19 protein-coding genes are annotated in these 22,107 nt (G+C 39.1%); 7 read left to right on the forward strand and 12 right to left on the reverse strand.

The window, feature by feature from the left end:
- Positions 1–20: 20 nt before the first annotated feature.
- From ACLI1A_RS16040 to ACLI1A_RS16050, 3 genes are all read right to left on the reverse strand, one after another.
- Positions 21–371 carry a translation initiation factor gene (locus ACLI1A_RS16040; RefSeq protein WP_411409694.1) on the reverse strand — a complete coding sequence of 117 codons (351 nt, stop codon included), beginning with the start codon at positions 369–371 and terminating at the stop codon, positions 21–23.
- A gap of 53 nt (positions 372–424) precedes the next feature.
- Positions 425–769, reverse strand: coding sequence for a GxxExxY protein (locus ACLI1A_RS16045; protein WP_411409791.1), 345 nt, complete (start codon positions 767–769; stop codon positions 425–427).
- A gap of 109 nt (positions 770–878) precedes the next feature.
- Positions 879–1,829 (reverse strand): isopenicillin N synthase family dioxygenase, encoded by a 951-nt coding sequence (locus ACLI1A_RS16050; RefSeq protein WP_411409695.1) that lies wholly within the window; start codon positions 1,827–1,829, stop codon positions 879–881.
- 262 nt (positions 1,830–2,091) lie between these two features.
- Here ACLI1A_RS16050 and ACLI1A_RS16055 point away from each other — a divergent pair, with 262 nt between their 5' ends.
- On the forward strand, positions 2,092–2,991 hold the full coding sequence (locus tag ACLI1A_RS16055; protein ID WP_411409696.1) for a lysophospholipid acyltransferase family protein: 900 nt from the start codon (positions 2,092–2,094) through the stop codon (positions 2,989–2,991).
- A 119-nt stretch (positions 2,992–3,110) separates the two neighbouring features.
- Positions 3,111–3,986 (forward strand): lysophospholipid acyltransferase family protein, encoded by an 876-nt coding sequence (locus ACLI1A_RS16060; RefSeq protein WP_411409697.1) that lies wholly within the window; start codon positions 3,111–3,113, stop codon positions 3,984–3,986.
- Positions 3,987–4,070: 84 nt separating this feature from the next.
- Here the strand turns inward: ACLI1A_RS16060 and ACLI1A_RS16065 are convergent, their stop codons facing one another.
- The 3 genes from ACLI1A_RS16065 to ACLI1A_RS16075 are packed head-to-tail and all read right to left on the reverse strand — an operon-like array spanning position 4,071 to position 9,044.
- Positions 4,071–5,570, reverse strand: coding sequence for an aminotransferase class V-fold PLP-dependent enzyme (locus tag ACLI1A_RS16065; protein WP_411409698.1), 1,500 nt, complete (start codon positions 5,568–5,570; stop codon positions 4,071–4,073).
- Between the two features lie 56 nt (positions 5,571–5,626).
- On the reverse strand, positions 5,627–7,987 hold the full coding sequence (locus ACLI1A_RS16070; protein ID WP_411409699.1) for a hypothetical protein: 2,361 nt from the start codon (positions 7,985–7,987) through the stop codon (positions 5,627–5,629).
- Positions 7,941–9,044 (reverse strand): hypothetical protein, encoded by a 1,104-nt coding sequence (locus ACLI1A_RS16075; RefSeq protein WP_411409700.1) that lies wholly within the window; start codon positions 9,042–9,044, stop codon positions 7,941–7,943. The genes ACLI1A_RS16070 and ACLI1A_RS16075 overlap by 47 nt, the downstream gene beginning before the upstream one ends.
- Positions 9,045–9,309: 265 nt before the next feature.
- Here ACLI1A_RS16075 and ACLI1A_RS16080 point away from each other — a divergent pair, with 265 nt between their 5' ends.
- The gene (locus ACLI1A_RS16080; RefSeq protein ID WP_411409701.1) at positions 9,310–10,581 is read left to right on the forward strand and encodes a porin; all 1,272 of its coding nucleotides are present in this window, start codon (positions 9,310–9,312) and stop codon (positions 10,579–10,581) included.
- A gap of 105 nt (positions 10,582–10,686) precedes the next feature.
- Here the strand turns inward: ACLI1A_RS16080 and ACLI1A_RS16085 are convergent, their stop codons facing one another.
- A complete protein-coding gene (locus ACLI1A_RS16085) occupies positions 10,687–11,814 on the reverse strand; it encodes an ankyrin repeat domain-containing protein (protein WP_411409702.1) in 1,128 nt (375 codons plus the stop codon).
- A 246-nt stretch (positions 11,815–12,060) separates the two neighbouring features.
- On the opposite strand from ACLI1A_RS16085, the gene ACLI1A_RS16090 reads away from it, so the two are divergent.
- Positions 12,061–14,037 carry a thiamine pyrophosphate-dependent enzyme gene (locus tag ACLI1A_RS16090; protein WP_411409703.1) on the forward strand — a complete coding sequence of 659 codons (1,977 nt, stop codon included), beginning with the start codon at positions 12,061–12,063 and terminating at the stop codon, positions 14,035–14,037.
- A gap of 153 nt (positions 14,038–14,190) precedes the next feature.
- On the opposite strand, the gene ACLI1A_RS16095 is transcribed toward ACLI1A_RS16090, so the two are convergent.
- A complete protein-coding gene (locus ACLI1A_RS16095) occupies positions 14,191–14,622 on the reverse strand; it encodes a nuclear transport factor 2 family protein (RefSeq protein ID WP_411409704.1) in 432 nt (143 codons plus the stop codon).
- Between the two features lie 123 nt (positions 14,623–14,745).
- On the opposite strand from ACLI1A_RS16095, the gene panB reads away from it, so the two are divergent.
- The 3 genes from panB (at position 14,746) to ACLI1A_RS16110 (ending at position 17,749) form a co-directional block, all read left to right on the forward strand.
- Entirely contained in the window at positions 14,746–15,564 is an 819-nt protein-coding gene (panB, locus tag ACLI1A_RS16100) for a 3-methyl-2-oxobutanoate hydroxymethyltransferase (RefSeq protein WP_411409705.1), read from the forward strand.
- A gap of 46 nt (positions 15,565–15,610) precedes the next feature.
- Positions 15,611–16,300: an RluA family pseudouridine synthase gene (locus tag ACLI1A_RS16105; RefSeq protein WP_411409706.1), complete on the forward strand. Its 690-nt coding sequence runs from the start codon at positions 15,611–15,613 to the stop codon at positions 16,298–16,300.
- 102 nt (positions 16,301–16,402) lie between these two features.
- Positions 16,403–17,749: a hypothetical protein gene (locus ACLI1A_RS16110; protein WP_411409707.1), complete on the forward strand. Its 1,347-nt coding sequence runs from the start codon at positions 16,403–16,405 to the stop codon at positions 17,747–17,749.
- Positions 17,750–17,752: 3 nt separating this feature from the next.
- On the opposite strand, the gene ACLI1A_RS16115 is transcribed toward ACLI1A_RS16110, so the two are convergent.
- From ACLI1A_RS16115 to ACLI1A_RS16130, 4 genes are read right to left on the reverse strand one after another with little or no spacing between them, the layout of a single operon-like run.
- Entirely contained in the window at positions 17,753–18,991 is a 1,239-nt protein-coding gene (locus ACLI1A_RS16115) for a hypothetical protein (protein WP_411409708.1), read from the reverse strand.
- Positions 18,992–19,049: 58 nt separating this feature from the next.
- Positions 19,050–20,330: an argininosuccinate lyase gene (argH, locus tag ACLI1A_RS16120; protein WP_411409709.1), complete on the reverse strand. Its 1,281-nt coding sequence runs from the start codon at positions 20,328–20,330 to the stop codon at positions 19,050–19,052.
- A 29-nt stretch (positions 20,331–20,359) separates the two neighbouring features.
- Positions 20,360–20,977, reverse strand: coding sequence for a hypothetical protein (locus ACLI1A_RS16125; protein WP_411409710.1), 618 nt, complete (start codon positions 20,975–20,977; stop codon positions 20,360–20,362).
- Positions 20,978–20,999: 22 nt separating this feature from the next.
- Entirely contained in the window at positions 21,000–22,094 is a 1,095-nt protein-coding gene (locus ACLI1A_RS16130; protein WP_411409711.1) for a M20 family metallo-hydrolase, read from the reverse strand.
- Positions 22,095–22,107: the final 13 nt, after the last annotated feature.

Genomic DNA, 22,107 nt, shown 5'->3' on the forward strand with positions numbered 1-22,107 from the left:
TTTGATAAGGATTAAAGAGATTATCCGCCTACGCGTTTTACTTTATAACCTTCCTTAATAAGGAAATCCATTATCTTATCACGGAAATTCCCTTGTATTATTATTTCCCCGTCTTTAGCAGAGCCTCCTACGCCACAAAGCGTTTTTAGCTGTTTGGCCAGTGTTTTAAGGTCTTCTTCATTACCCATAAATCCTTTAATAACCGTAGCTACTTTACCGCCGCGGTTTTTTTTATCAAGATGTGCTTCCAGTTTTTGCTGGTTAGGGGCAGGGGTTTCCTGGGTTTCTTCGTTATTATCAAACTCAAAGTCCTTATTGGTGGAAAATACAAAGCCGCCAAGGTCATCGAGACTATTTAGTTTCTTTGCCATAATTATTAATAGAACGCGGATGAAACAGATTTTCAAACGCTGATTACACGGATTTAAAGTTTATTATTTTCATATACTTTCCTGATAAATTCAGGTTTCTTGCCAAAGTTAAGCAAAAGGCCAACCTCGCAGTCAGTGCATCGCAAATAATTTAATAACTGATATTCGAACTCTTCTGTTAGGAATTCACAAGCTTTTAATTCTAATATAACTGTATCATTCACCATTATATCAGCAATATAATCACCTACATCATATTCTTTGTAAAAGACTTTGATTCTCTTTTGAGATTCAACTTTAAATCCTTGATTCTTTAACTCTAAGAACAAAGCATTTTGGTAAACTCTTTCGAGAAATCCATATCCTAGCTCATTATAAACTGAATAAAAACTTTTAATATTTGTCCTGTGAGTTCTTTATGAAGTAATTCCATTCAATTGTGAGTGTTCTTTAATCGACTTACAAAAATCCGTGTTTGAAAATCCGCTCCATCCGCGTTCAAATAGATTATTTTTTAATCAAACCTAAATCCACAAGCCTTTCATATAAAAATTCACCTGCAGTAATATCATCATAAAGCTTAGGATTTTCACTGTCTATACAATTTTCAAGGCAATCCAGTTTCATTTCGCTTACCGGGTGCATAAAGAATGGGATAGAATAGCGTGATGTACCCCACAGTTCACGTGGTGGGTTTACCACTTGGTGAATTGTCGATTTTAGCTTATTGTTAGTGTGGCGGCTTAGCATATCGCCTACGTTTATTACAAGTTCATCCGGCTCTGCTATGGCGTCAATCCATTCGCCATCGTGGTTTTGTACCTGTAGTCCTTTACCTTGGGCACCCATAAGCAGGGTTATAAGGTTAATGTCGCCATGGGCCGCTGCACGTACAGCATTATCAGGTTCATGGGTAATGGGAGGGTAGTGGATAGGGCGCAGTATACTATTACCCTCAGCTACATACTTGTCAAAGTAAAATTCGTCTAACCCAAGATATAGTGCCAATGCGCGTAGTACATAAATACCAGTTTTTTCAAGCATTTGATAAGCTTCTTTACCTACGGTATTAAACTCAGGCAGTTCTTTAACATCTACGTTTTCAGGGTACTCTTCAGCATACTTAGAGCCTTCAGGCAGGTATTGCCCAAAATGCCAAAACTCTTTAAGGTCGCCTTCTTTGCGGCCTTTAGCATGTTCTTTACCAAACGATACGTAGCCACGCTGGCCACCTATGCCCGGTATTTCATATTGTTGCTTAACTTCAAGCGGCAGGTTAAAGAAATTTCTAACCTCTCCGTACAGGCTGTCTACCAGCTTGTCATCAAGAAAATGTCCTTTAAGTGCCACAAAACCTATTTCTTCATAGGCCTTACCGATTTCATTTACAAATTTTTGCTTGCGTTCCGGGTTACCCGAAAGGAAATCACGCAGATCCACACTAGGGATGTTTTGCATAATAATCGTTTATTGTTAATAACTTTATAAGGCGTAAAGCCTTGTAAAAGCAAAGCTAAGGATATTTTTCTGGATGCAGGAAGCGAAGTTATTAACAATCCTATTATCGCAAATTAATATGCTCCCACAATAAACCAATAGTTGCTTTGTTATATGTTATGTGAAAATCCTCTTACATCTTTTATTATATATATGTTATAGTGGTTGTTCCTTTTTTACGATATTTAAAAATAAAAGATATATTTGCGAAAAATAATGTTAAATGCAAAGACTTTCTTACATAGTTGCCTATCCGATAATATGGGGTATATCTATACTTCCATTCCCATTGCTGTACATTTTATCTGACTGCATCTATGTATTAGTGTACCATATTATAGGATACAGAAAGAAAGTTGTTCGTGCCAATATGCGCCGGGCATTACCGCATTTAACCAAAGAGGAACTACATAAAACTGAAAAGAAATTTTACCATCATTTTTGCGACAGCTTCCTTGAAATGGTAAAAACACTTAATATGAGCCAAAAGGAAGTAGCCGAACGCTTTGTGGTTACTAATCCGGAGGCGTTACACCAAATGGAAAGTGAAGGCAAAAGTGCTGCACTGCTTACGGGGCATTATGCTAATTATGAGTGGATCTTGGGCATGAGCCAGCACCTAACAACACACAAAGGTTTTGGTATTTACAAACCCATGAAAAATATCTACTTTGACCGATTGGTGAGGAGAATAAGGGGAAAACTAAATTCTGAACTTATAGGTGTAAAAGATGTTATACCTACAATGAGAAAAAACCTTCGTGAAGGCAAGCACGGTTTTTATGGCTTCGTTACAGACCAAAGCCCTATGCTGGGCTCTGCTATACACTGGGGTAAGTTTTTTGGGCAGGAAGTGCCGGTACAGGTTGGCGGCGAAATGCTTTCTAAAAAAATGGGACTCAATATTGCCTTCTCAAAAATAGAAAAAGTGAAACGCGGTTATTATCAGTGTACTTTTTTAAGAGTGGAAGGTGACGTATCGAAAGTACCTAACTTTGAGGTAACCGATAACTTTATGCACATGCTGGAACAGCAGATAATTAAAGAGCCTGCTTATTATTTATGGACGCATAAACGCTTCAAACACTGTAGAGAAGCAGCGGTTAATGAAAGTCAATGTTAATGTAATGATATATAGATAATCATTAAGATTTTACAACTATAACGTAAAAGTGGAAATCCTGCCTTTTTATTTGAGGATTACATAAAGTATTATCTTTGCATTAAATATTTATTACCCTAATGCAACGACTTGCCTATATACTGGCATATCCCGTTATCTGGTTTATTTCTATACTGCCTTTCCCGGTACTGTACCTACTTTCAGATATGGTGTATGTGCTTGTTTACTACGTTATTGGTTACCGAAAAAAAACGGTACGTAAAAATTTCAGGTTGGCTCTGCCACACCTTACACCCCAGGAAATGCACGTTTTAGAAAAACGTTTTTATCATCACTTTTGCGATAATTTCCTGGAAATGATTAAAACCCTGAGTATTACCGATAAGGAAATAAACGAACGTTTTGTGTTTACTAACTTTGATGTAATTGAAGAACTAGAGAGGGAGGGTAAAAGTGTTTCATTACTTATAGGGCATTATGCCAGTTACGAATGGTTACTGGTAATGCATACCCGCCTTGAGGGGTACAAAGGATACGGTATCTATAAGCCTATAAAAAACAAATATTTTGACCACCTTGTAAAAAAGATGCGTAGCCGCTTTAATGCCGAGCTTTTAAGTGTGAAGGAGGTTATTCCGAATATGCGTCAAAACAACCGTGAGGGGCAAAAAGGTTTTTACGGTTTTATTACCGATCAGTCTCCCTTAAAAAAGTCTGCAGTTCACTGGGGTAATTTTTTTGGTATGGAAGTACCGATACAAATAGGAGGCGAAATGCTTTCTAAAAAACTGGGGCTTAATATGGCATATGCCAAAGTAGAAAAAATAAAGCGTGGCTATTACCAGTGTACTTTTGTTAAAATAGAAGGCGATCTGAAAAAGATACCAAACTACGATATTACCGATGGTTTTATGCGAATGCTGGAAGAACAGATACTAAAAGAACCTGCTTACTACCTCTGGACACACAAACGCTTTAAACACAGAAGGAATTAATTTATCAATTGCTTTAATGTAACAATGTAACAATTCGCCTATCCTGAAATTGCTACATTGATACATTGAGAAATTATTACATTATTAAAGTGTAAACCACTCTTTTAAAAGTGCATCTGTAGTGTGGGGTTCGTTTTTGTGAACGAATTCGTTTGTGCCTTTTATGTAGTTATAGTCTGTAGCCCACTCTTCAAAGTTTTCTGCCATTGACTTAATGCTTTCGCAGACATATTGTATTTCAGAATCAGTAGTTGTAGGGTGTATGGACATACGAATCCATCCCGGTTTTTGTATAAGGTCTCCGGCTGTAATCTTATCGGTAAGATAATTACTTTGCTCCTGGTCCACGTGCAGCAGAAAATGCCCGTAGGTACCGGCACAACTGCATCCGCCGCGGGTTTGTATCCCGAAACGGTCGTTCAGTAGTTTTACGCCAAGGTTATAATGTAAGTCGTTTATATAGAACGATATTACACCCAGCCTGTTTTGGTGTTGGGGCGCCAGTATATTAAGATTATTAACTTCGCCTAAAGAAGCAAAAATATAATCAGTGATTTCCTTCTCACGCTTCAGGATGTTTTCTACACCCATCTGCTCTTTAAGCTTTACAGCTAGCGCCGTTTTTATTACCTGAAGGAAGCCCGGTGTACCACCGTCTTCGCGCTCTTCAATGTTATCCAGGTATTTGTGTTCGCCCCAAGGGTTTGTCCAACTTACAGTACCACCTCCGGGATGATCGGGTACCATATTTTTGTATAATTTTTTGTTGAATACCAACACACCTGCCGTACCGGGACCTCCTAAAAATTTATGAGGAGAAAAGAATATCGCGTCAAGGTACGCCTCAGGATCTTTTTCCGGATGCATGTCTATATTTACATACGGAGCGCTACAGGCAAAGTCGACAAAACACACACCATTGTATGCATGTACCAGTTTTGCAATTTCGTAGTACGGGGTTTTAATTCCCGTAACGTTACTACATCCCGTAACAGACACTATTTTAAGGGTATAACCCTTGTGTTCTTCAAGTAATTGTTTAAAGCTATCCAGGCATACCAATCCCTCAGAACAAGCCGGAATTACTACCACTTTTGCAATGGTTTCCAGCCACGAAGTTTGATTGCTATGGTGCTCCATGTGGGTAACAAATACCACCGGCCTTTTTTCATCAGGAATAGTGGTGTGAGGCCTTAGGTTTTCAGGAACTTTAAGCCCCAAGATACGTTGGAATTTATTTACCACACCCGTCATACCGGTACCATCGGTAATCAGTACATCATCGGAGCCCGCGTTTACATGGTGCTTAATAATATGGCGTGCTTCATGGTAGGCATTGGTCATGGCAGTACCACTCACAGTAGTTTCGGTATGCGTATTGGCAACAAACGGACCAAAATCGTTCATCATCTTTTCCTCAATAGGGCGGTATAGGCGTCCGCTGGCAGTCCAGTCGGTATATACCATATGCTGCTCCCCATAAGGAGAGGTAAATTTTTGGCCTACGCCAATAATATTCTCCCTGAATTTAGAGAAATATTGCTCTAAGGTAATGCCTTGTAGTGTTTGTGCCTCTGTAAACATAGTCAGCTTTGTGTTGTTACGGCAAATGTATTAAAAATATAAAGTGTATGTCAAGTTTACTTTAAATACAATTCCAGTTCCGGGCAGTTGTAACGATTAAACACTTTGGTTTTAGAATATTCGCCATAAAACTGCTGCACCCAATTGTTAGATTTATATATTTTCTTATCCAACCAGCTAAAGTCACTGGTATAGTCAAAACTACGCTCACACACGTGCAGCATCAGGGCTGCCAGCGCACGCTGTTCGTTATTTTTGGCAGCTTTATAGGCTTTAAGGTAATAGTTACTTGCAGTAGTAAGGTTTGCATAATTGCCGTTACCGTACTTTAGTTTATCCTTTGCAAGGCTGCCGTAGTCTACCTGCCAGTACTCATTACCCTGATAATATGCGCACATAAACCAGGCACTACCCAGGTAACCTGTATTATAATAGGCATGCCCAAGTTTGAGGTAACTATCGGCATCGGTTTTTGCTTTAAGGCGCAGCATTTCCTTTACAAAGCCTTTTTTTGTAAATCCATGCCCTAAATCTTCAGTATTTATGGCGTAATTCAACACGCGTGGATAGAAAGGGTTTATAGAATCGGCACCGGGTTCATAGCCATACGGCAACATTTTGTATGCCGCCGAATCGGGCACCTGCGCAAAAGCTTCATAAGATTCCTCAAGCTTGCCTTCCCTGTAGGCTAATGTACCCTTAAAGTTCAGGTAGCACGCCCTATCTGCAATATTGCCCCTGCAAATAAAATTTTCAAAAGGGGATTTATCCTTTTTATCTATAAGGCTAATAAGATTATTTACATCCTTTAAGGTGGCGTATTGGTCTAAATAGGCTACATGGCTGTATCCATACCGGTCTTTTGAAGGATATTCATACCAGTCTGATGAACCTTTATACGCTTGACCGGAGTTAAACAACAATGAAGCGGTAGCCATATCGCCTTTTTTGTTATATGCCGCCGCCATAAGGCGTAGTAAAGTGTACAGGCTTTTTAAGTATTTTTCATCATTAGCGGATAGCTTATCCAACGCATTAAGAGCAACATACAACTCTTGTTTTGTAGCGTCTTTAGTAATATCTTTTTGCTTGAGAGCAATGAGTGCCAGCTCTATATATTTTTGTGCCAAAACCGCTTCAGGGGCATTTACTGATATGGCCGAGGCGTACTTGTAGCCATCGGTTGTAAAATCGGCCATAAAGCTTAAATGGGCTATAGCCGACGCTAAATAGTCGTGGTTTCCACCCGTAGGGGTTTTACCATACACATTAATAAGATATTCCCTAAAACGGTGCAGATATGCCATGTCTTTACGGTAATTTTTTTTACGGATTTCGGTATACGTATCCTGCTCATCCCACATATCAGTATATACATCAGGCGAGTTTCCTTCCATTTGTACCGCGAAGAGCCAATCTTCAAACTTATTTACTTCCCTTGATATTAAGAGGTTTACATAACCACTACCGGGATCTAAACGGTTTACTTCCTTAATCTGTTCAAAAACAGGCCCCGGATTACGCATAGCATACAGGGTGGTTATTACCGACCGTTCGTGGTCGTTTTTTGCAAGCTTCAGGGTTTGTTGTTGTACATCGCGGTTGTAATATTGGGCTACAGCAATAACTTTTTCGTTGCACAAATCAAAACATTTGCTCAGCCAGTAGTTTTGTTCCGCTTTATCTTCGGTCATGTAGGCATAAAAAAGTAAAGCCCAGCCCTTAGCAACACTTTTTACGTGCTCGTCGGCAAAATACCTCTCATATAGCTTTTTCACATTTTCACTGTTGCCGTAACGGATGAGCATAAAGGCATAGCGCTGCTGCAAGAAAGAATCTTTGCACTCACTCAGGCGTTTTTCTATGGGTAATAACTTTTTAAGGTCCATACCTGTTGTATCTTGTGGTCTTTCCCAATAACTTGTCGGTTCTGTATCATCCCAGCTTTCCCATCTGGAATCCTGCGGATTACCCTCGTACTCCATTTCTTTGGCAAAGGCAAAATACTCCAGCAACGGTTTGTTTCGGGGCTTTAACAGGGCTTTAATAAAGCTATTACCGGTAAAGGTTTGTTTTAATGTACCTTCTACATACGCCGCTTGGAAATTTTCGGGCTTGGTACGGTATTGTATTTCGTAAATATCATCTTCATTTACTGTACCTCCGAGGCGCTCATTCCATTCGGAGCAGTTGCGTTTGCGGTCTTGGATGTCTTTAATTTCGTATTCATTTAAATAATGCTCAGAATAGAAGAACGGGCTGAATTTTTCCATAGCAGGCGTAACCGATTTAAATACAGCAAGCCTAAGCGTTTCCTCATCATCGCCCCAAGGACAAGCAACGGATTCTAAAGTAATAAGGAGCGCAAGGCTAACGGACAAAAAGCGCGTAATAACCGGAAATTGTTTTAGTGCCATAGCTTTCTATAATTTTATCATCCCACGAAAAAAACGTTACCCTTGAATTTTCTAAATCAACATTGTCTTTTACAATGCCTATCATTTTTTTAACTTCAACATCACTAATTTGTTCTACCCGCATTTCATCGCCTTCGCGGTAATAGGTTTCACCTATAACTTCATCGGCAACAAAACGATAGTGGGTTCCATCTGTTTTTTTAAGGTAGCTACTGTTAAGGTCTACATCTTCGGGTATTATTCCCAGGATTTCGTTTCCTCTAAAGGCTACAGCCCATTGGAACAGTGGTAACGCTACATCCAGCTTTAACGGATAATCATTGTGTGTTATATATTTCTTCAGCTCTTCTGATGTAGCTATGGAGTTTTCAGTCTCCCGCTTTTTAATATCACCCATATTGTAGCACATAAGCAATCCCCTGTCTACCGGAGGTATCCCGGCCAACTCATAATCGCGGTACTGCCATAAGCGTATGGTAGCAGCTATATTGTACTTTGGAATTGCCTTTTTAATTTCCCGCAGCAAAAAGAAATAGTTGCCCTGGCTTTTCTGAGTCCAGTCGCAATCGATTAGTATTTCATGTATGCGAGTGTCAAAAATTTTTTCCTCTTCCACAATGCAGGAATCCCGTGCTTCCCATGAACCCAAATCATAACTGTATACAACTTTTTCCGCCGCTTTTTTTCGGGTATGTGTTACTATGGTATCAACCCGTTTTGCAATATTATGCGCAAGCTGTATTAGCTGTTGCCTGCTGCTGTTTAGCACCACCTTGTTTGTTATATAAATACTTGGGGTTATTTCCATTCGGTTATTATCGTCGGCAAAGCTCCAGGAAGTTGCTACAGGAAGTGGAGCTTCGGCATAGGGATTCCAATCTACGTCAAACAGGCGCATATATAGATGCTGTAACTTTATCGAGTCGGCATCACTACCATAATTAATTCCGCCATATTCAATGGTTTTCCAATAGCAGAACGAGCGGGTTATGTGGTTCTCTTTTTTACAGCCATATAGCAAAAGCGCCATTATAGCCATGAAGGTTAGTTTTTTCAATTAAGGTTTGCTATTTTTCCACGAAATTATACGATAATATTCTCATTAATCAACAACCTTAACACGCTTGTTGATAACTTTTTATGTATTCAAAATTTATTTTGATATTTCGTGTGTGAATTTTCATCTGTTACTAAATAGTTATTAAATATTCTCCATATGGTTTATTTAATGTTAAGAACACAAGTTGTTAACATTAAGTTAACCAATAAGAATATTTATCCTAATACTTTTGCCGCCGAAACACGAAACACGACTTAACGAAATGAAACTACAAAACTACCTGTGCATAGGGTTAATTACCTGTGCGCTGAGCAGCTATGCGCAGGAAAACAACAACACAACTACACAGCAGCAACCTGTAGCCGCAACCACTCCCGTGGCAACCCCTGAAAAAAAAGCTACTGAAGAAAAAAAATGGTATGACCGTTTTATGATACGAGGGTATATGCAGTTCAGGCAAAACAACCTTGTAAATACCAATGAAAACCTTACCTGTGCACAGTGCGACGCATCATGGGGTGGCAATGGTGGTGTATTTATTAGGAGGGCTCGTGTAGCACTTCAGGGACAGGTATATACCAATATCTTTTTTAAACTCGAGGCTGATTTTGCCACTTCTATAAGTAGTAGCGCTGCAAGTGCCAACCAAAACTTTACGCAGGTGCGCGATGCTTATGTAGATGTGGGGTTTGATCCTAAAAACGAATTGAAGGTAAGGCTCGGGCAAAGTAAAGTGCCTTATGGTTTTGAAAACATGCAGTCAAGCGGTACACGCCTTAACCTCGATCGTAGTGATGCAATAAATAGCGGTCTTAATGGCGAACGTGACCTGGGGGCTTTCCTCTATTATACCCCTACACGCATCAAACAACTGTATGCCGACCTGCTAAACCAAAACTATAAAGGTTCCGGTGATTTCGGTATACTGGCACTGGGTATATACAACGGGCAAACTACAAACCGCCCCGAAATGAACCGCAGCCATCACGTTGTTGCAAGGGCTACCTATCCTTTCAGTATAAAGAGCCAGGTTATAGAAACAAGTATACAGGCATATACGGGCAGGTACGTAATGTATGATAACCAGCTTAGTTCGGGGGTAGAGCGCTCCCCGGATAAAAATTATACCGACCAGCGTGCGGCAGCCAGCTTTATACTATACCCAAAACCTTTTGGTTTACAGGCGGAATACAATATAGGCCGTGGCCCCCAGTTTGATAAAGCCTCACAGGCGGTTGTAACAAAAGGCCTTGAGGGTGGTTACGTTATGGCTAACTACAGGTATGCGTATAAAAGTTTATTGTTTTTTCCTTATACCCGTTACCAGTATTATAACGGAGGCAGGAAATTTGAGCTCGATGCCCGTTATTATGCAGTGCACCAGGCAGATTTCGGGATAGAGTGTATTGTAAATAAATATTTTAAACTTACTACAGAATATTGCGTATCCAACAGGGAATATATAGATTTTGCCAAACAGGATAATAAGCAAAAAGGAAGTTCCCTACGCTTACAAGCGCAGGTGAATTTCTAAATTAATAGTTAAAAAAGAAAAACGGCGGAATGTGTTCCCGCCGTTTTTTGTTTATGTAGATTTTCAAACTACTTAAAATGTACTGAATAATAAAAATAGATTTTTTTATTGATTGAGTAGTGCAATGATTTCTTTACATTTTCTGCTTTCAGCTAAAGATAAAGCTGTATGTCCCATAGCTACAATATTCTTGTCGGCACCATAACTCAGAAGTAATTCTACTATTTCTATAAGGTTCATTTCAGAAGCTCTATGCAAAGCTGTAAATCCTCTATTGTCAGTGGCATTAACATTTGCTCCAGCATTTAAAAGAATTCGCACTTTTTCTGTTTTGTTGGATTGTACAGCATTCATCAATGGTGTTGCACCTTCAGAAGAACGGACGTTTGGGTCGGCATTATTTTCAAGTAAAAACACAAGTGAATCTGTCGTTATAGAAGCCAAGGACCAATGAATTGGAGAAAGGCCGTCTCCAGCAAGAGCATTTATATCCATACCATGCGCCAAATGTAACCTGGCTTTTTCAAGATTTTCTCGTGCAATGTCAATATGAAATAACGAATGGCTACGTAATGCTTTTTCGTTAACTGGAATAAAAGAATGATTGAAAACTCCGTAGTTTGCCATATTTCCATAAATAGAGAAAGCCCAATAAGCTGCGGCTTTTGTACTTGTTTCCATTTCTAAAGGTAGAGGAGCAGGTGTTACTTCGTTTGTTACATGGCTTATTATTATAAAGTTAAGAATAGCTTTAGTGAATTCAGGTGAATAGTCACCACCAAAGTCCCCGATTATTGTTTCAACAATAAGTCTGTTTGGCTCCTGTCTTGTTTTTGCTTTAATCCATATTTCCCGGGTCCAGCTTCTTATCAAAAAAAGATAGATACCATCAAAATAGATAGCCCATTTATGTTCCATGGTGTTAGGGATAAACAATACGCCTGGATAGAGGTGCCTATCAGTTCGATAACTAAGATCTACTTCTATTGTTGTATCATAAAGTGTCGGTTCCCCAAAGAATGATGATCCATCTTCACTTCCATAAGAAATAGCATTTTCAGCCATTTTTTTATCATTTGAAGTTGACACCATGTGCTGTGTTATAGCACTTATATCTAATAGACGAACACCCCATGGATTTTCTGAAGCCTCTATAAAGCTTAGTGAAGGAGTAGTATCTTGATCTTGATTTTTTTCTTCTTTACTCCCGAAAAGTTTTTTAAAAAATGACATAACTGGTTGATTGAATTTTGATGGTTTGAAGTTATAAAATTAATAAAATAAGTTTTGCCTTACAAGATTATTTTTTGTGATAAGGTATCTTGAAATGAAAACTGCCTAATGATTAAAATTAGCTAATCGTAATTTATTTTCTTCTACTTCTTTTTTTAATAGTTTATAAATAAATTTTCCTAACACGTATTTCTAATATTGTTATTTTACTACATTTGAATAAATAAAGATAATTCAAAAAACCTCATGAATTTCGACAGAAAACAGTTGGGTAACGAACAATTACTTGATTTATATAAGAAATTATTAAAACCTCGCCTTATTGAGGAGAAAATGCTCATCCTCATCCGTCAGGGCAAAGTATCAAAATGGTTTAGTGGTATAGGCCAGGAAGCTATTTCAGTAGGCGTTACTGCCGTATTACAACCGGATGAGTACATACTGCCCATGCACCGTAACCTTGGAGTATTTACAGGGCGAGATATTCCGCTGTACAGGCTTTTTAGCCAGTGGCAGGGTAAGGCAAACGGTTTTACTAAGGGACGCGACCGCTCGTTTCACTTTGGTACACAGGAGTTTAAAATAATAGGCATGATATCGCACCTTGGGCCACAGCTTGGTGTTGCCGATGGTATAGCCCTGGCACATAAGCTTCGTGGAGGAGGCAAGGTAACTGCTGTATTTACAGGTGAAGGCGCTACCAGCGAGGGCGATTTTCACGAAGCGTTAAACATAGCCGCGGTGTGGGAACTCCCTGTACTGTTTATAGTAGAGAACAACGGTTACGGACTAAGTACACCTACAAATGAGCAATATCGTTGCGAACACATTGCAGATAAGGGTATTGGCTACGGAATGGAGGCGCATATTATAGATGGGAATAACATACTTGAGGTATATACCAAACTGACAGATATTGTAGCTTCATTACGCGAAAATCCGAGGCCTGTACTGCTCGAATTCAAAACGTTCCGTATGCGTGGCCATGAAGAAGCCAGCGGTACTAAATATGTGCCACAGGAACTTATGGATGCCTGGGCGGTTAAAGATCCCGTAGAAAATTACCGTAAGTACCTTAAAGATAATGGTGTACTAACCGATGAAGAAGATGATGCTATCCGCGCAGCACTGAAGCAGGAAATAGACGAACACTACCAGCGCGCTTCGGCTGAGCCTGCGATAGAAGCCAGTATTGAGGAAGAGTTGGGAGATGTGTATAAATCCTATGATTTTGAGGATATAATTCCACAAGGTAATACGGAAAATATTCGTATGATTGATGCCATACAGCAGGGGCTTGCACAAAGTATGGAGCGCCACAACAACCTGGTTATTATGGGGCAGGATATTGCTGAATATGGCGGTGCCTTTAAAATAACTGAGGGTTTTGTAAAGCGTTTTGGTAAAGATCGGGTACGAAATACACCTATATGCGAATCGGCTGTAGTGTCGGCGGGAATGGGACTGTCTATTAACGGTTATAAATCGGTTGTGGAAATGCAATTTGCCGATTTTGTTTCGACTGGTTTTAACCCAATTGTGAATTATCTGGCAAAAGTCCATTACCGTTGGCAGGAAAACGCCGATGTAGTGGTGCGTATGCCTTGCGGGGCAGGTGTACAGGCGGGACCATTTCACAGCCAGACGAATGAGGCATGGTTTACAAAAACACCAGGACTTAAGGTGGTTTATCCGGCATTTCCTTATGATGCCAAAGGCTTGTTAGCTACTGCTATAAACGACCCTAACCCTGTAATGTTCTTTGAGCATAAAGCCTTGTATCGCAGTGCTTATCAGGAAGTCCCAAAAGAATATTATACACTGCCATTTGGTAAAGTGGCACTGCTTCGGGAAGGGAATGATGTTACAGTGATATCGTTTGGTGCGGGGGTACATTGGGCTATAGAAGCCCTGGATAAATATCCGGATATAAAAGCCGATCTTATCGACCTGAGAACTTTACAGCCGCTTGATACTGAGGCTATATTTGCATCAGTAAGAAAAACGGGTAAAGCTATTATACTTCAGGAAGATACGCTTTTTGGAGGAATAGCCGGAGATATTTCGGCACTTATCATGGAAAACTGTTTTGAGTACCTTGATGGCCCCGTAAAACGTGTAGGTAGCCTTGAGAGTGCTATTCCTTTTACAAAAGCCCTTGAAGACCAATACCTTCCTAAAGCCAGATTTGAAACTGCTCTAAAGGAATTGGTGGCGTACTAGTAATTTCATAAGTGATTGAATATAAGAGTTTTTCCATTTCGAGCGAAACGTAGTGGAGTCGAGAAATCTCAAAATTAAACAATTAAGAGATTTAACTTCGTTGAACCTTCGGTGTCTCAATTTCGCTTTGCTTCACTCGAAATGGAAGGAAACCTACGGCATGCGTGTATCAATCAGGTAGACAATCTTCCAACCGTCTTTAAACTTTACCAGCTCAAATGAATCTACACCCTTGTGGCTAAATACTCCGCCAACGTAAAATTCGTAGTTAACCCAAACGTGTGCTATGTGTCCGTCGGTAACTACTTTATAATCTTTAGTACGCTCTTCAAAGTTTACCTTTCCTGTCATACTTTGTAGCCAGGCATAAAATTTGGTATCTGTTTCTTCAGTAAACTTATTGCCAATAGTGTGTACTTCAACAGATTGTAAGATCATCTTTTCGGCACAAACCGATTTTACAGTAGTTACGTCAGCTTTATTAAATGCAGTAAAAAAGGTTTCTACAGCTTTTTTAGCTTCAGCTTCCTGAGCAGAAACGAGTTGAAGGCTCATCATGGCCAATAGTATCAGTACTTTTTTCATTTCAATTTTATTAAATAAGTTATCGTTATAGGGATAATTGACCTGACTGCTATTAATAAAAATGCAACAAAGGCCTTATTCTTAGCGCAATTTACTACTTTTACACTCCAAATTTAAAGAAAAATGTCAGTCGCTAAAAAAGATTATAAAAGGATAACCACCAAGTCTCTTATAGAAATGAAAGCCAATGGCGAAAAGATTTCCATGCTTACTGCCTATGACTATACTATGGCTAAGATAGTGGATACCGCCGGGGTAGACGTTATACTTGTGGGTGATTCGGCCAGTAATGTTATGGCTGGACATGAAACTACCTTGCCTATTACCCTTGACCAGATGATATATCACGCCTCATCTGTAGTGCGTGGAGTAGAACGTGCACTTGTAGTGGTAGACCTTCCTTTTGGTACATACCAAAGCGATCCTAAAGAAGCCCTACGTTCGGCTATTCGTATTATGAAGGAAAGCGGTGCTCATGCCGTAAAGCTGGAAGGTGGCTCTGAAATTAAAGACTCGATTAAAAAACTACTGCACGCAGGTATTCCTGTTATGGGGCACCTGGGCCTTACGCCGCAGTCTATATATAAATTTGGCTCATACACTGTACGTGCCAAAGAAGATGCCGAAGCTGAAAAACTTATTGAAGATGCTCAACTTTTAGAGCGCCTTGGGTGTTTTGCGGTAGTATTGGAAAAAATTCCTGCTGCATTGGCACAGAGGGTTGCCGAAAGCCTTACCATACCTGTAATAGGCATTGGTGCCGGTGGGGGAGTAGACGGCCAGGTACTTGTAATACACGACATGCTGGGTATGAATAACGAATTCAGTCCACGTTTCCTTCGTAGGTACCTTAACCTTTTTGAAGACATGACCAAAGCCATTGGCCAGTATGCTGCCGATGTTAAGTCTAAGGATTTTCCAAGCGAGAAAGAACAATACTAATTGTTAATTCGGTTATTTGTTAATCTGTTTATTTGAAACTACCGGTTTGAAAATACTCTCTACCAAAGACAATCTCGATGTTCTCTACGAAGACAACCACATTATTGTGGTTAATAAACGTGTAGGTGATATTGTGCAGGGCGATAAAACCGGAGATAAACCGCTTAGCCATGTTGTAAAGGAATATATTAAGGAAAAATACAATAAGCCGGGTGAGGTATTTCTTGGTGTTGTACACAGGTTAGACAGGCCTACTACAGGTATTGTGGTCTTTGCCCGTACCAGTAAGGCGCTTACCCGGCTTAATGATATTTTTAAAAACAGGGAAACCCAGAAAACATATTGGGCTCTTGTAAAGAATCGTCCCGAAAAGGATTCGGCTAATTTAAAACATTATCTTACCCGAAGCGAAAAGAGTAACACCAGTAAGACTCATAATAAAGAAGTAACCGGAAGCAAGCTTGCTTCGTTGGATTACCGCATTATAAAAGTCCTTACAAACTATACCGCGCTTGAAATCGATCTTCATACAGGGCGTCATCATCAAATTAGGGCACAACTTTCAGCTATTGGTTCACCAATAAAAGGAGACCTAAAATATGGGGCCGACCGTAGTAATCCCGATGGAGGTATTTGCCTGCACGCCCGTAAGCTGGTACTTATACACCCCGTAGCCAAAACTCCGCTGGAAATTACAGCCCCCGTTCCCGATGATGCATTGTGGAAAAGTGTGTAGCATATCTTCTTAAAAATCACTGTTTAAATTGGCATAACAATAACTTTTCATTAGCATCTTCCGTTTTTTTTGCTGCGTAAATTAGTAGTAAAAGTTGGCGGTATGAAAAAGATTATTGTAATATCAGCATTACTGGGCACACTTTCAGTGACCGCTCAGGAACATTTTGCAGGGATAAGTACATCACTGCGTACAGGAATACTAAACGGTACAGTTAACCCAGCTGCTCTGGCTAATCTTACAGAAACATTTTCATTTAATGTACTTTCGGCAAGTGCTTATATGTCCAATAATAAAATGGGATTTAGTGAACTTATTACGAGTAATGATTTTGAACATTCCATTTTCTCGGGAAACAAACCAGCCAGCGTACGCGCAGATTTCGAAGTATTGGGACCTTCAGTGGCCTGGAAGGTAGACAAATGGGTGTTTGCCCTTACCACTTCCGGGAAAACAAAAGCCAATATTATTAACATCAATAATGACCTTGGAAATGCAATAGTAAATGGTGCTCTGCCTGAATCTGTAGAAACGGCTGCAACAGTGTTGGTAGACTATAACCAAAAAGCGTCTGCTATTACGTGGGGGGAAATAGGTTTTTCTGTAGCACGGCAATTGTATTCCGAAAACGGCCATACACTTAATGGTGGAGTTACAGTTAAGCTGCTTATGCCCGGTACCAATGCCCGTATGAATGCGAGTAATTTTAGCGGTACACTCGCGTATCATAACAACTCTGTTGCGCTTACTGATGCCTATTCTAATGTAAGTTTTGCTTATTCGGGTGCATTGAAGGACGATTTTAATAATGATACTAATTTTGTTGACTATTTTGGGAAACCGGGAGGGGTATCTGCCGATGTGGGTATAAACTACAACTGGAAACCCGATGAGGATAAACTTTACAAGGTTAATGCCGGCATAGCTCTACGAAATATGGGTAGTATGACGTATAGTGATCCTAATAACCAAAGCAATAGCTATATTATTAACGTACCGGAAGGACAATACCTCGATTTACAGCAGTTTGCAGGAGACGATGATTTAGAAAGCATAGAGCAAAAATTAGTAAACAGTGGTTTTGCCCAAATTGTTAAGCAAAATACTGATTTTAAAGTAAAAACACCGGCTACTCTGGCTGTATATGCCGATGCCCAGGTGTACGGTAACCTGTATTTAGGAGCTTATATTCAACGCAAATTAAACCAGGATTATAAGCAAAATCAAATATCCGTGCAAAATGTATTCACGGTTACGCCCCGCTATGCTACCCAAAACTTTGAGGCTTTTATGCCCGTTAGCAGCAGTGAAATTTCCGGATTTGCTATGGGTTTAGGCCTAAGGTACAGGGGGTTTTATATTGGTTCGGGTTCGGTGATAACCGCTGTATTTAACAACACTGATACCCACCAAGCCGATGCTTATGCAGGATTCAGGTTTAGTTTGTAATTTCTAATCCTGAATCAATATCCGTATATCCGGCGCTTCAGGCATTGATTTTATTTTGCTGTTCCCGCGATATTTTATTTTCGTAACAGTAATGATTTCACCCTTTTTAACAGGAAGTTCAATAAATAAATCATGAGGGATTATATTTCCGGTTATGGTGTATTTTTTCTTACCGGCTAATATTGTATAAGATGAAACAGTTAGTAACTCATCTTTCCGTTTAGGTTCTTGTTGCCAAACCTCTACACGAGCATTGATTAGTTCGTTCCTTTTCATTTCAATAATACATTTATTACAGCCTTCTCCGTTCAGGGTAGATTTAAGATTAACTTTTTCTGCTAAAAATAATTTTCGCGTATAGTTATAAGTGGAATCATTTTCATCCACAATGTTTAGTACCACATCTAAACTGTCTTTGTTTGTTTGTCGCGTATCTAAATTGTAATGAATTGAATCTATTTTTGTCAACCCCGGTGCAGTTGCAGTATATGATTTTACGTCCGGAACTTCTATAGTGATTTTGTTGATGCTGTTCTTGTATATATTTGTATTTTCAGGATAAATTTTTATTCCTTGTTTCAGGGTGTTCCCGTGTACAATATAGCTGTTCTTTACTATGTACATATATATAGCACGCAAATGGTATCCTTCTATCCCTGGGAAATAGTAATTCAGGTTAATCTTAAAAATACTGCCATCAGGTAAAGCTTTTATTTTCTCAATGACATCTGGTGTAAATTTTTTTCCTTCAATTCTATGAAATGTTTTATCCGGAAATGAAATGTCAAAGCTAGTTACTTGAGGTATGTCTATTTGTTCAATATCTAAGTTGAGAAACATTGAAAATTCTACCTTTTCATACTCTTCTTCGCTTAGTGAAATAAAAGAACCTATAGTACAAATTCCAAGTCCATAATCGATACTTGGTCTTGCCAAATCCTTGATTATACAGTGTTGTATTTCAGTTTTATGCTTACCATTATTAAGTGTTATATCTATTTTAATATCAACACTATCTCCCGGTATATTTGTTACACTTAGCCAATAATTACCATTGTCATCTATCTTTTTTAGCCCGGGAGCAGCTGCTGTGAAGGCTTTTGCATCTTTTACAGAAATTTTTACAGGAGTATTAATACCTCTGTAGGCAATATGCCTGTTATCAAATGAAACAGTACTTAAATTTTGGTTTTGCGAATATGTAAACAGTGTAAAAAAGAAAATAGCAAATAAATACCTCATGGTTAATTGGTTTTATCTGCTATTATAACTAAAATATTTTAAATAAAGTGTGTTGGCACTAAAAGGTGCTGTACATCTTTGCTACAATCTCATCCAGGCACAGATTGTTTATACTGCCTTCGTGCGTGTGGTTTGTCGCTTTTGGCGATAAAAAAGTTCCTTCGTCTACTTGTCCGCCCACAATTTTGTATGCATCACGAAACGGAACGCCTTGTGTTACCAACTCATTTAGTGCATCTACGGTAAACAGATAATCATATTTTTTATCGTCGAGTATGTTTTCGTTTACCTTAATTTCTTTGATTGAGTAAACAGCCATTTCAAGGCACGATTTAAGTGTTTGTAACGCCGGGAACAATCCTTCTTTAAGTAATTGAAATTCTCTGTGGTAACCGCTTGGGAGGTTATTTGTAATCAGGGTTATTTCGTACGGTAGTGCCTGAATCTTATTACACTTGCCACGAATTAACTCAAAAATATCAGGGTTTTTTTTGTGCGGCATTATGCTGCTACCCGTAGTAAGGTGTTGTGGTAGGCTGATAAAGTTGAAATTCTGACTCAGGTATAATGTAATATCCATGGCCAATTTAGAAAGTGTTCCTGCAACCGATGCTAATGCAAAAGCAGTTGTTTTCTCTACTTTTCCACGACTCATTTGTGCAGCAACCGAATTGTATTTCAGCGTTGCAAAGCCCATTTCCTCAGTTGTAAATGACCGATCGATAGGGAAGGAGCTGCCATAACCTGCAGCAGAACCCAGTGGGTTCTGGTCGGCTACCGTAAGTGCTGCATTAAGAAGGGTAACGTCGTCAATAAGCGTTTCGGCATAAGCTGAAAACCACATCCCGAACGATGATGGCATAGCCACCTGAAAGTGGGTGTAACCCGGTAATAATATATTTTGATACGCTTTACTCTGTGCAATAAGCAGATCAAAAAGATTCTTAATTTGTTCTTTTATAGTTTGAAGTTCTGCTTTAAGATAAAGATGTATATCTGTAAGAACCTGGTCGTTACGAGAACGTGCCGTATGGATTTTCTTTCCGGTATCTCCCAGTTTTTCTATAAGGAGGTATTCCACTTTACTGTGTACATCTTCAAAGGAGTCTTCTATAGTGAAGTCTCCTTTTTTAATATCAGCCAATATCTCCTCAAGAGCCAGTACTAAATCTGTTGCCTCAGCTTCGGTAAGCAAGCCAACTTTAGCCAGCATTTTTGCCTGGGCAATGTTGCCTATAACATCATAAGGCGCCAATACAAGATCGAGTTCACGGTCGTTGCCTACGGTAAATATATCGGTTTTCTTATCGGTCGGTATGCCTTTATCCCAAAGTTTCATTTTGATATTTTATTTAAAACGAGGAAAATCTATTTATTTATCAAAATAAATTCATTCTCTAATTCTAATATGCTTTTTTCTCTGTTACTTATGTGTGTAAGAGCCTGAATATTAGGTAAATTTTTGAAGTAATAATCAATATACTTAAAATAAATCTTATCAGGAACTATTAAATTATCAGGATTGTTCTCTGCGACTTCTCCCTTTTTATCCGACATTTTTAAGTCGTTCATGTTTATTAAAACCAGAGCTTTTCGTCTAAAGCTGACATTATCGGAAAGTCTTGTTATTGACTCTAAATATTCTTTTGTTCTATTCTCGAATTCTTTGCCTTTAAAGGATATTTTTCCATTCTGAGAATAGAAGATTTTACTTCCATGCTGTTTTAACTCAGATTCGAGATTTCTCAAATAATTCAAATAAATCTTTGTCAAAGAATCATATACAACGATATTTTTTTCTTTGTTGGATTTAATATTCAGCTCTATATCTCTCTCAACAAGATTACAGTAATCCTTATTATTTTTTAATATTATCATATACCCAATTAAGCTTTCTCCTTTTTGTTCTTTGTGTTTACTTTCACAAGCGAAAAGCGAGAAGATAATAAAAATAGTTACGTATGATATTATGTTGAAAGATTTCATTTATAGATAGCAATATAAATTTCTATGTTTTTAAAAATGTGTTCAATATTTTGATATACAAATCAATACCTTCTTCTATTTCATGTAAAAATATAAATTCGTCGGCGCTATGCGAACGTGGCGAATATCCGGGCCCAAGCTTTAGCGACTGGCAGCTTAATACCGACTGGTCACTAAGCGTAGGCGAGCCATAAGTGGTCCTGCCCAGTGCTACGCCTGCCTTTACTAGCGCATGATCTTTATCTATGCGCGATGAATTAAGATGTAGCGAACGCGGGTTAACTTTTACCTTATCTCCAAATTTATCAGACAATTCTGCACGGATTATTTCCAGTACTTCAATATTTGTATAACAATCGTTTACACGAACATCAACAACAAGGCTGCATTCTGCCGGTATTACGTTGTGTTGTTTTCCTGCTGCGGTACCGGTAACCGTCATTTTCATAGGTCCAAGAACTTCGCTTACTTTTTCAAAACGATAATCACGGAACCATTCTATAACAGGGATGGCGTTGTAAATAGACACATCGTCGTTAGGGTGCGCGGCGTGTCCCGGAGTTCCTGTAACTACCACATCGAGTACCAAAAGCCCTTTTTCGGCTATGGCAAGCTGCATTTCGGTAGGTTCGCCTACAATAGCAAGCTCAAGGTTAGGTAAGTGTTTCAGTACACTGTTCAGTCCTTTAGGACCACTGCTTTCTTCTTCGGCAGAAGCAACAATAACCAGGTTATAAGGCAGGCTTTCTGCTTCGTAAAGATATGTAAACGCAGCAATTAACGACACCAAACAACCTCCCGCATCGTTACTGCCAAGACCAAATAGCTTTCCATCTTCCACACTCGGTTCAAGCGGGTTACGGGTATAGCCTTGGTTTGGCTTTACGGTATCGTGGTGCGAGTTAAGCAACAATAAAGGTTTACCTTCAGTGAAGTCCTTATTAAACGCCCAAATATTATTATTTTCCCTAAGGAAAGGAATGTTATGTCTTTTAAACCACGCTTCTATAAGCAATGCAGTGCCTTCTTCTTCAGATGAAAAAGATTGTGTGCTTATAAGTTGCTTTAATAAAGCAATGGCTTCCTGTGTTAGTGTTTGTATGGTTGTTTCACTCATGAAATCGTGTTTT

Origin of the sequence: Flavobacterium sp. RHBU_3, from assembly GCF_046613565.1 — a bacterium.
Lineage (GTDB): Bacteria > Bacteroidota > Bacteroidia > Flavobacteriales > Flavobacteriaceae > Flavobacterium.

Bases quoted from the DNA above. Each gene is read 5' to 3' on its own strand.
- ACLI1A_RS16040 (WP_411409694.1), bottom strand. From the start codon at position 371: ATGGCAAAGAAACTAAATAGTCTCGATGACCTTGGCGGCTTTGTATTT.
- ACLI1A_RS16050 (WP_411409695.1), bottom strand. From the start codon at position 1,829: ATGCAAAACATCCCTAGTGTGGATCTGCGTGATTTCCTTTCGGGTAAC.
- ACLI1A_RS16055 (WP_411409696.1), top strand. From the start codon at position 2,092: ATGCAAAGACTTTCTTACATAGTTGCCTATCCGATAATATGGGGTATA.
- ACLI1A_RS16060 (WP_411409697.1), top strand. From the start codon at position 3,111: ATGCAACGACTTGCCTATATACTGGCATATCCCGTTATCTGGTTTATT.
- ACLI1A_RS16065 (WP_411409698.1), bottom strand. From the start codon at position 5,570: ATGTTTACAGAGGCACAAACACTACAAGGCATTACCTTAGAGCAATAT.
- ACLI1A_RS16070 (WP_411409699.1), bottom strand. From the start codon at position 7,987: ATGGCACTAAAACAATTTCCGGTTATTACGCGCTTTTTGTCCGTTAGC.
- ACLI1A_RS16080 (WP_411409701.1), top strand. From the start codon at position 9,310: ATGAAACTACAAAACTACCTGTGCATAGGGTTAATTACCTGTGCGCTG.
- ACLI1A_RS16085 (WP_411409702.1), bottom strand. From the start codon at position 11,814: ATGTCATTTTTTAAAAAACTTTTCGGGAGTAAAGAAGAAAAAAATCAA.
- ACLI1A_RS16090 (WP_411409703.1), top strand. From the start codon at position 12,061: ATGAATTTCGACAGAAAACAGTTGGGTAACGAACAATTACTTGATTTA.
- ACLI1A_RS16095 (WP_411409704.1), bottom strand. From the start codon at position 14,622: ATGAAAAAAGTACTGATACTATTGGCCATGATGAGCCTTCAACTCGTT.
- panB (WP_411409705.1), top strand. From the start codon at position 14,746: ATGTCAGTCGCTAAAAAAGATTATAAAAGGATAACCACCAAGTCTCTT.
- ACLI1A_RS16110 (WP_411409707.1), top strand. From the start codon at position 16,403: ATGAAAAAGATTATTGTAATATCAGCATTACTGGGCACACTTTCAGTG.
- ACLI1A_RS16115 (WP_411409708.1), bottom strand. From the start codon at position 18,991: ATGAGGTATTTATTTGCTATTTTCTTTTTTACACTGTTTACATATTCG.
- argH (WP_411409709.1), bottom strand. From the start codon at position 20,330: ATGAAACTTTGGGATAAAGGCATACCGACCGATAAGAAAACCGATATA.
- ACLI1A_RS16125 (WP_411409710.1), bottom strand. From the start codon at position 20,977: ATGAAATCTTTCAACATAATATCATACGTAACTATTTTTATTATCTTC.
- ACLI1A_RS16130 (WP_411409711.1), bottom strand. From the start codon at position 22,094: ATGAGTGAAACAACCATACAAACACTAACACAGGAAGCCATTGCTTTA.